7 protein-coding genes are annotated in these 11,321 nt (G+C 51.3%); 5 read left to right on the top strand and 2 right to left on the bottom strand.

From position 1 onward, the window contains the following. Nucleotides 1–41: 41 nt before the first annotated feature. The gene (locus tag AC5JMP_RS03185) at nucleotides 42–1,613 is read right to left on the bottom strand and encodes a mechanosensitive ion channel family protein (protein ID WP_495849976.1); all 1,572 of its coding nucleotides are present in this window, start codon (nucleotides 1,611–1,613) and stop codon (nucleotides 42–44) included. Nucleotides 1,614–1,943: 330 nt separating this feature from the next. Here AC5JMP_RS03185 and AC5JMP_RS03180 point away from each other — a divergent pair, with 330 nt between their 5' ends. From AC5JMP_RS03180 to glgP, 3 genes are all read left to right on the top strand, one after another. Further along, on the top strand, nucleotides 1,944–2,156 hold the full coding sequence (locus AC5JMP_RS03180; RefSeq protein WP_495849975.1) for a hypothetical protein: 213 nt from the start codon (nucleotides 1,944–1,946) through the stop codon (nucleotides 2,154–2,156). 166 nt (nucleotides 2,157–2,322) lie between these two features. Next, a complete protein-coding gene (locus tag AC5JMP_RS03175) occupies nucleotides 2,323–3,633 on the top strand; it encodes a hypothetical protein (RefSeq protein ID WP_495849974.1) in 1,311 nt (436 codons plus the stop codon). A gap of 387 nt (nucleotides 3,634–4,020) precedes the next feature. After that, nucleotides 4,021–7,680 carry a glycogen/starch/alpha-glucan family phosphorylase gene (gene glgP, locus AC5JMP_RS03170; RefSeq protein ID WP_495849973.1) on the top strand — a complete coding sequence of 1,220 codons (3,660 nt, stop codon included), beginning with the start codon at nucleotides 4,021–4,023 and terminating at the stop codon, nucleotides 7,678–7,680. 101 nt (nucleotides 7,681–7,781) lie between these two features. Here glgP and AC5JMP_RS03165 read toward each other — a convergent pair whose 3' ends face one another. After that, a complete protein-coding gene (locus tag AC5JMP_RS03165; RefSeq protein ID WP_495849972.1) occupies nucleotides 7,782–8,822 on the bottom strand; it encodes a PstS family phosphate ABC transporter substrate-binding protein in 1,041 nt (346 codons plus the stop codon). 461 nt (nucleotides 8,823–9,283) lie between these two features. Here AC5JMP_RS03165 and AC5JMP_RS03160 point away from each other — a divergent pair, with 461 nt between their 5' ends. Beyond that, nucleotides 9,284–10,324, top strand: coding sequence for a PstS family phosphate ABC transporter substrate-binding protein (locus tag AC5JMP_RS03160; RefSeq protein WP_495849971.1), 1,041 nt, complete (start codon nucleotides 9,284–9,286; stop codon nucleotides 10,322–10,324). Between the two features lie 220 nt (nucleotides 10,325–10,544). Next, nucleotides 10,545–11,318 (top strand): hypothetical protein, encoded by a 774-nt coding sequence (locus AC5JMP_RS03155; protein ID WP_495849970.1) that lies wholly within the window; start codon nucleotides 10,545–10,547, stop codon nucleotides 11,316–11,318. Nucleotides 11,319–11,321: the final 3 nt, after the last annotated feature.

Below are 11,321 nucleotides of genomic sequence, written 5' to 3'. Positions count from 1 at the left end.
GTTCAAACCAGCCCGATCGTTAACCCACTACCGCACTCTATTCAACGAATCGGCTCGATCGACTCAGTAGCAAGCCCTTGGTCAAAAGCAGTTTTTAATCGGCTGCGGAGAAGGCGCTGAATATTCAGGTGTTTCCCCGGTTTTACCTTCGTTAGGGTACGCAGCACCAAATTATGTTCACCAAAGTTTTCTAGCCCATCCACCTGCGTAGGTTCCAAAACATCCGGATACTCCGCCTTGAGCTGCTGCCCAACTTGCTCAATCAGGCGATACACCCGCTCTAGATTAGAAGAATCCCGGACAGGCACATCTAGTTTTGCATAAGTATATTGCTTCGAGTAATTCACAATCGAGCCAATTTCCCCATTGCGAATAATCTGGAGCTGACCATCAGGATGACGAATTTGAGTCGTTCTCAGTTCGATCGCCTCCACCACCCCTTCTACCGATCGTTCCTCCATTTTTCCCGCCTCAATATAGTCACCGACTAAGTAGTAGTTTTCAAACAGAATGAAAAATCCACAAACAATATCATTAATCAGATTTTGTGCCCCAAAGCCAATCACCAGACTTGCCAAGCCTGCACCCGCTAGCAGCGGAGTCGGATCAAGTTGCACCAGCCTCAGTACAATCAGCGCGGCTGAGAAGTACGTTGCGTATTTTAGAAAACTTTTGAATAACGGAATGATTGTCAATCGGCGCTGCCGCTGGAGGTCGGTTAAATGTTCTGTTCTTAAAACCAAATCCTCTAGAACGACATTGACCAGCTCAATCAAAATGCCGCTGGCAAAGTAAAGAGCAATAATGGCAATGATCTCATCGGCAAATCCGGCAATCCAGGCGATGAAGTCAATATCGTGAATGATCAGCGTGGCAATACCCACATAGAGAATATATTCCAAACACTTTTTGAGGACAGGAATCAGGTGGCGAAACCGCTCATAGTGTCGCAGTAAATTATCAGGATGCGAATGCTGAAGGCTGAGGGCATCCACCGTATCGACTAGCGCCGCGATCGCCTTAATCAAAAGTCGCCCCACGGCAATAGCCACATAGGCTTTGAGCGCAATCAAAAGGTACTTAGGAATGACCTCAGGCAGGTACAGAAACTGCGTACAAAAGATACCCGCCAAAATCCAGATACTGCGCGTCAGGATGACCTTGAGATAGCTGAAAAACGCCTCAACGCCCTCGTCGTTCGCCACAATCCGATCGTAGTTTTGAGCCAGACGGCAAACCCAGTCCAGCAGCCGATGCATCAGCGGCACCGTGAACTTGACCAACAGCAGCAGCATCACACTTTTGGCGATCGCCACCCACAGCATTGTCCAAAACTGGGACGGGATACTCTGAATCAGACCGAGTTGAAACGCCTCAACACTCTTGCCCTGGTAGATCAACACCGAATTGACGCTAACCAGCAGCAAGCATGATCCCACGCCCAGCAGCAGCAGCAGCAAGCTAATATTCTGCTGCTGGGCTTCGAGCTGTCTAGAAAATCTCTGAAGCCAAGTTCTGGCTAAAATCTTAAAGCTGGCTTTCACTAAAGCATTGAGAAGCGTGAATGCAACAATCAGTGCACCGACTTCAACCGCTGTGATGATAAAGTCCACGAATCTTTCCTAAACGATGGGATTTGATGGATGAACGGGAGCTGTTGAGAAGATTTACACCAGAGACATTACCAGAGTCGAGTGAGCGAAATGCTCATGTTGTGGACATTTTGCCCCCACGACGGCTTTGCCAAGGGGAGAGTCTCACTCAGAAGGGGCTTGGCAATGCCAAGCCTGTACCGGGCTGTCTTGGTTCCAATTCAAATTGGTATCATCTTCGACCCAGAAGATAACGATCGTCTGTCGTTCAAACTAACTGCCCTGACAATCCAATTGCATCTGGTCACAATGTCTATGCAACAGACGACAATGCTTCTGTGATGCGATCCAATGCCTCTGCATCGCATCACAGAAGCATTGCAGCAGATCACATTGCGATCGGATCACGATCCAGTGCTTCTGCATCGCATCACAGAAGCATTGCAGCTAATCACATTACAGCAGATGGCATTACAGCAGATGGCAGGGCGATCGCGTTCAGGTCACTTAAAGTCGAGCGCACTCTATCCTAGAAAAGACCTTTGCCGTTCTTCCTCAATTTGACACCGCCCTCAAATCTTCTGCTAGAATTTGCTTCTGTCTTGAGGGTGCGTTGGTTTTTGGGCATAGATTAACTAGAATCAGTCAGACCTCGGAGGTTGTAAAAATATCCGAGGTCTAGGGAAGAATCAGCGACCCTACATTTAACCGCTTGTTTGAGAATGTTTCTATGAAAATTCGCTTCCCTTGGCTCCTGGCGCTGGGCTTGCTCAGCCTCACCCTTCCCGCACAGGCAGCAGTCATTCCAGAGGCAACTGCCGCCGCCAGAGCCGCACAGCGTCAGGGACAAGCCCGCCAGGTGCGCCCCGAAAACTACGATCTGCGTCAGCGTCCCCTTTCAGACTGGACGTTTTGGCGCAATATGCTGTGGACAACGGCAACCGTTGAGCCGCAAGAAGAATTTGTGGCAGATGGCATAGCGCAAATGCTCTCTTTCGCCGCTCAAAACAAATTGCCTAGCACCCAAAAGCGAGTGCTGGATATGGCAATGACGGTCGGCAATCAGCTCTACCTCAGCAATCCCAGCCTCTACGCCAGTATCGGGCAGCAGTTTAGCCAAACGATCGCCCAAAGCTCCGATCCTTACTGGGTGGCGATCGCCCTCTCAGCACTCTCAAAAGGCAACTCTTCGCCTGAGCAGCGTCAGCAGTGGAGCAATCAGGTGCGGCAGCGGTTTCCCAACTGGGGAAGCGATGTCTACCTCAACTCGACGCTGCGGGAGGTAGACGCGATCGATCGTCCTGTCCCTCTGCCGCCCCTCGCCGACTTGCTCAACGGGTCGATCGCGTCCAATCAGCCACAAATGTATGTGCTGTGCCGACCCGATCGGGGCGTGCTGTGTCAGGCAGTCTTGAAGGATGGCAAAGGCAGCTACGTCCGAGAAAACGGTCAGCTTTGGTCGGTGCCTTTGCTGCTGCGATCGCTGCACAACCTCTCTTCGGTGTTCACTCGCGGTCAGACTCCCCAGGGCATCTATCGCATCGTGGGCACCACGCCTCAACCCGACACCGACTACTTTCGGGCGTTCGGCTTGTTCTCGTTGGTTAATCTCTACATTCCGCTCGAAACTAGCGACAAGTTGCCCACCACCCTCACCGCCTATCAAAACCTGCTGCCCTCCTCCTGGCGCAACTATTTTCCGATTCAGCAAACCTACTGGGCAGGGAAAGGCGAGCGAGATTCCTTCCGCATTCACGGCACAGGCGAATCTCCTGACTTTTTTAGCAGCAATAGCCGCTATCCCAATAGCCAAGAGTGGAATCCTTCGATCGGCTGTTTGTCGGCATTAGAACTGTATGACGCCGAAGGACGGCTCCAGCAGGCAGATATGCCCAAAATTCTGGGGGCGCTGAGAGCTGTCGGCGGACAAAACTTTACGGGATATCTGGTGGTGGTGGATGTACCGGGTGGAGATGCCCCTGTTTCGCTGTCAGAAATTGAAGCGGCGATCTCAGGGATTGCGGCGCAGGCAGGGGAGTAGGGAAGGCGGAAGGCAGGAGGCAGGAGTCACAAGGGCTAATCTTCTACGCCTAAAGAGGGATTACAGAAGGGCTGTTGAGCTTAAGGTATAGATCATTACTCTCAAGTTCTCAAAATTCTGGGATCATTCGAGTAAAAACTTGGGGCTGTACTTAAAGCTAGAAAAACATGAAGCTAGAAAACATAAAGCTAGAGAAATACAGACGCGATCGGTTTTCCCTTACGTAGCTTTTATGCCCAGCTCACCCAGCTTTTATAGCTGTCGCCAGTCTGCTTAGGACATTTTTGGTGGGGCGAAGCGCCTCACTCAAAATGCCCCCGTCCTCACCGCCTTGGCGGTTGCCATAACGTCTGCATTTGTTGTTTCAACTCGAATTGACTAAGCCTTATGTCTCAGAAAAGGGTTCGTCTCATTCCCGCTTTGCTGCTGCTGACGCTCATGGGTGCCCCTGCCCTGGTTCAGCCTGCCCTGGCTCTCTCTGCACCTGAACTCGCCACCGAAGTTGTGGCTGCTGCCGAGACTAGAGTGAATGCCAGCACGAAGGAAATTCCCATTGGTCAGGAAAGCCTTGTGGTGGTTGTGGGAAAAGATAACCCTTTTCGAGGCAACCTGACGATCGCACAGTTTGCCCAGATCTTTCAGGGCAAAATCACGGACTGGTCTGAGCTAGGGGGCGCACCAGGTTCTATCTGGCTGATCGATCGCCCAGAAAACAGCGATGCTCGGCAAGCACTCAGCCGATATGGCATTTTGAGCCTGTCGGATGCTGGAACGACCAAAAATATCATCCGGCTCGAAACAGACGATACAACAGCCGTTGTCCGGCGATTGGGCAAGGACGGCATTAGCTATGCGATCGCCAATCAGCTCACAGGTCAAACCAACGTCCGGGTAGTTAATCTTGCCGCACCTGTATCCAAAAACTCGCCTTTGCCGATCGCTGCACCCGTAACTCCTGCACCCGTTCCTAAACCTGTGACTCAAGTGCCTGCGCCGCAGGTGCCCGTAACTGCCCCTGTAGCTCCTGCCCCGGTGACTCAAGTGCCTGAAGCTGCGTCTGAAAACGCTGCGAAACCTATCCGATCGCTATGGTTCCGGTGGCTATTGCCCTTGCTGTTGGTCGGCGTTGTCTTTCAGTGGTTGAGACGGAGGGTAGCGCCTGAATCGCCTGCGCCCGATGCACCGCTCACTCAAGCCGAACCTGCGGCAGAGATGGCTGCTGCACCTCTGGAAGGGGCGATCGCCACCGATCCTTCAGCCCTTCTTTCTGAGGGGACAACACTGCTGGCGGCAGGTCGCTACGGAGAGGCGATTTCTTACTTTGACGAAGCCCTGAAAATTCAGCCTAACTTCCCAGAAGCCTGGATCGCCAAAGGTAAAGCACTGCTAAAGTTGGAGCGTCTGGAGGAAGCCTTAACGAGCTTTAATCAAGCGACCGAACTGAATGCCAACTTGCCGGAAGCCTGGATTGGCAAAGGGGATGTGTTGACGAAGCTGGGGCTACCCGATGAGGCGCAGGCAAGCTATCAACGAGTCAGTGTAGCCGCTCAGCCTGAAGAAGCTACTTTTGAAGTGACCTCTGAAACCGTTTCTAAGGTTATTCCTTCTCCAGAGATCGCTCCTCCTACAGTCGTTCCTTTAGGGATCGTGGATCAATCTCTAGAAGTGGCTTTGCCTGAACAGCCTTCGCCTGAACTAGCTGCGCCCGAAATCAGCTTCAAACAAGCTTTTCTAGATAGCCTCTTCCGTCTGGGGAAATCTCAAGAAACCGCAACGCCGCAAGATTTGTACATCGCTCTGGCAAGTTTGGTGCGCGATCGCCTCTTGCAGCTGAATACACCCGAAGTTCACTTGAAGCAGGGCGATCGGCTCGTGGGCGAATTCTCTGCCGAGTATATGCCGGGGCTGCATCTTGCCAGCAATCTGCTGAATGCAGATCTCACGGATTCAGTGGGTCGGGCAATGCAGGAGCTACAAATTAACCTAGATGATTTGCTGGCGCAGGAAGAAGAATCGGGGCTGGGTCGGGGTGGCTTGGGTCGGCTGATGGTGTGCTATCTGGAAGCGCTGGCAACGGCAAAAGTCCCGGCGATCGGCTACGGGATTCGCTATGAGTACGGCATTTTTGATCAGGAAATCTCAAACGGCTGGCAAATCGAAATTGCTGACGAGTGGCTGCGCAACGGCAACCCCTGGGAAGTTGAGCGTCCAGAGCTGGCTGTAGAAGTGCAGTTTGGCGGTCGGACTGAGGCTTACATGGATAGTCAGAATGCCTATCGCGTTCGCTGGGTTGCCGATGAAATGGTGAGGGGCGTTCCCTACGATACGCCGATTCCGGGCTACAAATCCAGTACGGTCAGCCTCTTGCGTCTGTGGAAAGCTGAAGCTGCCGAAAATTTCTCGAAGGTTCTCTATCCCAGCGATACAGAATTTCAGGGCAAGCAGGTGCGGCTGAAGCAGCAGTTTTTCTCTGTCTCCTGTTCGCTGCAAGACCTAATTCGGATGCACTTGGAAACAGGCGGAACGGCTGCAACTCTGCCCGATCGCTTTGCCCTCCAGCTCAACGACACCGATCCACTGATTGCGATCGCTGAGCTAATGCGTTTGCTGATGGATGAGCAAAATCTAGCCTGGGAGCAAGCTTGGCAGATTACCCAAAGCTGCTTTGCCTACACCAATCACAGTTTGCTGCCGGAAGCGCTTGACTACACGCAATATGCGCTAAATTTAGTCGGCGCTCTGTTGCCGCGTCATCTAGAAATCATTCTGGAGATTAACGTTCGTTTCCTAGAAGAGGTGCGATCGCGCTTTCCTGAAGACGAGGATCGGGTACAGCGGATGTCGCTCATTGACGAGAGGGGCGATCGCTATGTGCGCATGGTCTATCTTGCCTGTTTAGGTAGCCATGCGGTGAACGGCGTTTCGGCGCTGAATACTGCAATTTTGCAGCATCTGCTTGTCCCAGATTTTTATGAGCTGTATCCAGAGAAGTTCAGTACGAAAACAAACGGGGTATCGCCGCGTCGATTCTTAGCGCTGAGCAACCCGCGCTTATCTGAGCTAATCACTTCTAAGATTGGCGATCGCTGGCTTACGGACTTAAATCAGCTCAGCAGGCTAGAGGAATTTGCCGACGATCCAGCGTTTCGCAGCCAGTGGCAGCAGGTGAAACAGACGATGAAGCGAGAGTTGGCGGATACTATTCAGCAGCAGAGCGGCGTTGCGGTAGACGTTAATTCTCTGTTTGATATCCAGGCGATCGAGATTCACGAACATAAGCGTCAGCATCTGAACCTGCTCCACATCATTACGCTATACAATCGCATCAAGGCAAATCCCCAGCTTGAGCTGCCGTCCCGCACTTTCATTTTTAGCGGCAAAGCGGCTCCTGACTACAGTGCCGCCAAGCTCATCATCAAGTTGATTAACGCAGTAGCCGAGGTCGTCAATGCTGATCCAGCTATGCAGGGACGGATTAAAGTAGTCTTCCTGAAGGATTTCACTATTCAGCTAAGCCAACAAATCTATCCGGCAACCGATTTGGCAGAATATATTTCTACAGCCGGAACGGAAGCTTGCGGTATCGGCAACATGATTACGGTGATGAATGGCGGATTGCTAATTGGCACCCGTGACGGTTCCAATCTAGAGATTCGTGATGCGATCGGTACAGAGAACTTTTTCCAGTTTGGGCTGACGGTCAACGACATCCTGACGCAGCGATCGACCTATAATCCTGGCGAAGTCTACAACGCTAATGCAGAGCTAAAGCAGGCGATCGATCAAATTGCGGGGGGCACCTTTTCCAACGGCGATACGGAACTGTTTCAGCCCTTGATTCATCTGATGCTCAATTGGGATGCGCATCTACTGCTGGCAGATTATGCGTCCTATGTCGCCTGTCAGGAACAGGTGAGTCAGGTCTATGCCGACGGCGATCGCTGGACTCGCATGACGATCTTGAGCGCTGCGAGAATGGGGCAGTTCTCAGCCGATCGCGCAGTTCAGGAATACTGTCAGGACACTTGGGGGATGCTTAAGAAATAAGACCTCTTGCAAATTAGGTTTAGTGGAGGATACGCCCCCACTAAACCTCATCCCAAAACTTTAATCTGCAAGAGGTCTAATGGAGGGATAGTAGAGGAGATTCAAAAAGATTTTTCTTTCTGTAACACCTCGCCGATCGTCAAATTGGGCTGCGGCTTACCATCATAAGCCGTCCCCACTTTGCCTTGATAGAAGTGCGTCTGACCAATTTCATAGGCTTCGCCAGGTAAAGGCACATAGCCAACGCTGGCAGAAACCCGCTCTGCATTTTTGAGATAAAAGGCGATAAATTCGCTGAGTGCCGGATTTTGCTGAGCCGCCTGAGCATTAACATAGATAAACAAAGGGCGAGAGAGCGGCTGATAGGTAGCGTTTTTTACGTTCTCCACCGATGGCAGAACACCGTTAATAGCTAAGGGCTTTACCTTATCTTTGTTGTATTCATAGTAATACAGCCCAAAGTATCCCAATGCGTTCAGCTCTTTGTTAACGCCCTCTACTAAAATGTTGTCATCTTCGCTACCTGTGTAATCGCTCCGCATTTTCTCGGCGCCAGTCACAATGCCTGCAAAGTAGTCGTAGGTTCCAGAATCTGCTCCTGCTCCAAATAAGGCAATCGGGCGAGATGGCCAGGTCGAGCGCACCTGATCCCAGGTTTTAATTTTTCCTTGAGCTGCCGATTCCCATAACGTCTTAAGTTCGGCGATCGTCATGTCCTTTGCCCAGGTATTTTTAGGATTTACGACGACAGTTAAGGCATCAAAGGCGATCGGCAGTTCAATAAACCGAATTGCCGCCTGACGGCAGACTAGCAGCTCTTGAGTCGAAATCGGTCTAGAGGCATTGCTGATATCAATTTGCCCTGCACAAAATTTATCAAAGCCGCCGCGCGTTCCTGAGAAGGTGGAAGATACTTTGGTACGAGGATAGGACTGCTGAAACTGATGGACGATCGCATCCGTAATGGGATAAACCGTGCTGGAGCCATCAATTTCAATGACGTCATTTTTGACATTTTCTGAGAGGGGTACAGGGCTGCTAGCCTGAGTCCCTCCTGATCGAGATGTGCTGTAAATCGCTAAACCAATGACGATCGCAACAACAGAGAGATAAATTCCGAGCGGCTTTTGCTGGAAAACCATACGCATCCCACTCTACAAAGCGCTGATATTAACAAGCCGTAGCAAGCCTTGTTCAATGAACTCTTCGATACAGCAATCCTCTGATTAAAATAACCATTTGCTAAAAGCATTGAAACATTAAACGGGTAGCTCAGATGAGAACTTAGCATACTGTAGCAGAGGCGAATTGCTGAATATTGAGCCGTGTCACAATCCGTACTCACAATCCGTACATAGGCTGAGGCTAACATACTGCTTGCAGATTAAATTGAGTGAAAGCGATGCAATCCAATCCGATCCAGAATTCTAACTTTCAAGAAGCTTCATGATTTGATAATGTGCATACTTTGGTTGCAATTAACCTATTAATCATTTCTTCTTAACCATCTGTAGCTCTTCCGATTATGCCCTCTTAACCTCAAGTAGATAGGCTAATAGGCGACGTAGTATGCGTGTCCAAGAAAAGCGTCGGGAGTATTTGTATGGTGTCAAACGGAGTGCGTTTTCAGTTTAAGCGCTGGAAATCTGGTAATTGGAAAGCTTTCTTAGCCCTAGTCGTTGCAACAGCAACACTCACTTTCTCTGCACCTGCGGTCTTTTCTCAAGCCAGCAGCGATGTCAAGATTGACGGTTCCAGCACGGTTTATCCGATTACTGAAGCTGTTGCAGAAGAATTTCAAAAGCAGAACTCTAGCGCTAGGGTCACGGTCGGTATTTCTGGTACGGGTGGCGGCTTCAAGAAGTTCTGTAATGCAGAGCTTGATATTACTGGTGCTTCGCGTCCCATCAAAGCAGAAGAAATTGCTGCTTGCAAAGCAAAAGGTATCGAGTATATTGAGCTACCAGTTGCCTACGATGCTCTAACCATTGTGGTGAACCGCAGCAATAGCTGGGTGAATAGCATCACAACCGCTGAGCTGAAGAAAATCTGGGAGCCTGCTGCAACTGGCAAGGTGATGAAGTGGAATCAGGTTCGCTCTAGCTGGCCCGATGCGCCTCTACGCCTTTATGGTCCTGGAACCGATTCAGGTACCTTCGACTACTTCACCGAAGCCATCAACGGCAAGGCAAAAGACAGCAGAACTGACTTCACCGCCAGCGAAGATGACAACGTCTTGGTGCAAGGTGTCGCTAGCGATCGCAATGCTCTAGGCTATTTTGGTCTTGCGTACTATGAAGAGAATCAGCAGCGCCTCAGAGCCGTTCCTGTTGACGCTGGCAGAGGTGCAGTTGCGCCTACCCCTGCCAACGTCGAGAACAGCACCTACTCACCGCTTTCTCGCCCTCTGCTCATCTACGTTGCCAAGAAGTCTGCCGATCGCCCAGAGGTCAAGCAGTTTATTGATTACTACCTGAACAATACTCAGCTCGTTGAGGAAGTTGGCTACGTACCTCTGCCTGCCGATGCCTATGTTGCCGTGAAAGCGCATTGGGAAGGTCGCAAGGTTGGAAGCGTGTTTGCAGGTCGCAATACGGTCGGTATCAAAATCACCGATATCTTGCAGTTAGAAGCAGCGCTCTAAAACCCCCGTGACCGTACCGTGAGCTGATTGTTGCTCCCCCTAACTCTACTTGAGAGTCAGGGGGAGCCTTTAGGCTAAATATCCCTTCATATAGCTGTCGCCAGTTTGCTTAGGGCATTTAAGGTGGGGCGCTGCGTGCCCCACCTTAAATGCCCCCGTCCTAACCGCCTTGGCGGTTGCCACATCACATCCAAACGATTCTACGCGCAACCTCTGCCCCATGGGAACTTCACCACACGCACAGCGGAGCGGTTCGCTCATTCGCAAGCTGCTTTTCCATCCCATGACCTTAATCTCCCTGATCCTACATGGCGCAATTTTGTCCTTGCCGCTATTGCCCACTGCTAAGAAGGCAGAGCCTGTGCCCGAAAAAGAAAAGGAAGAAAAAATTTCGCTCACGTCTTTGCTGCCCCCTGATGCCGCTAAGCCCAGAACCGCCTCTGCGCCAAGACCTGCCGCTGCTGTAGTAAGACCTGCTACCGCAGCATCTGCCGCAGTCTCTGCCACAGCGCCTCCTCCCATTTCTGCGCCTCCTGTTGCGCCACCCCCCGCTGCCGCCGCTCCATCTGCTGCTCCATCTGCTACCCCTGCCCCGCCGCCGTCAATTGATTTTGGGGGCAGTGGCAGTGTAGGTCTATGTCCTAATCCCCAGGCATTTAATGCGGCGCAAATTGGCTCCTTCTTTACTGACCCTGCCAATCCAGACTCACCTCCAGCCGCAGGTATTACCAAGATTGACTGGAAGACGAAGCCTCTCGGCGATGTGCAAAACGATTTGCAAGCGCTGGCTGCGAGTTCAAATTCAGTGCTCCAGCCGTTCGGTGATTTTGGCGGTGCACCTTTGTTTGCATTTCAAGCTCCGCAAGGATCGATTTTTCTCAGTCTGGTGCCGGGTAAAGGCAACGCTTCAACCATGCAGGTGACTTGGAGCGGCGACCCTAATCAACTTCCGGCAGGAACGGCTGCGCTGACCAGGGCGCAGGTTTGTCAGTAGCAG

Source organism: Drouetiella sp. (assembly GCF_059504425.1).
Note: the sequence above shows the minus strand (reverse complement) of the source record. Positions and strands in the feature narration are given on the sequence as shown.

Coding starts and splice junctions, on each gene's coding strand:
- AC5JMP_RS03180 (WP_495849975.1), top strand. CDS start 1,944: ATGCCTCTGCATCGCATCACAGAAGCATTGCAGCAGATCACATTGCGA.
- AC5JMP_RS03175 (WP_495849974.1), top strand. CDS start 2,323: ATGAAAATTCGCTTCCCTTGGCTCCTGGCGCTGGGCTTGCTCAGCCTC.
- glgP (WP_495849973.1), top strand. CDS start 4,021: ATGTCTCAGAAAAGGGTTCGTCTCATTCCCGCTTTGCTGCTGCTGACG.
- AC5JMP_RS03165 (WP_495849972.1), bottom strand. CDS start 8,822: ATGGTTTTCCAGCAAAAGCCGCTCGGAATTTATCTCTCTGTTGTTGCG.
- AC5JMP_RS03160 (WP_495849971.1), top strand. CDS start 9,284: ATGGTGTCAAACGGAGTGCGTTTTCAGTTTAAGCGCTGGAAATCTGGT.
- AC5JMP_RS03155 (WP_495849970.1), top strand. CDS start 10,545: ATGGGAACTTCACCACACGCACAGCGGAGCGGTTCGCTCATTCGCAAG.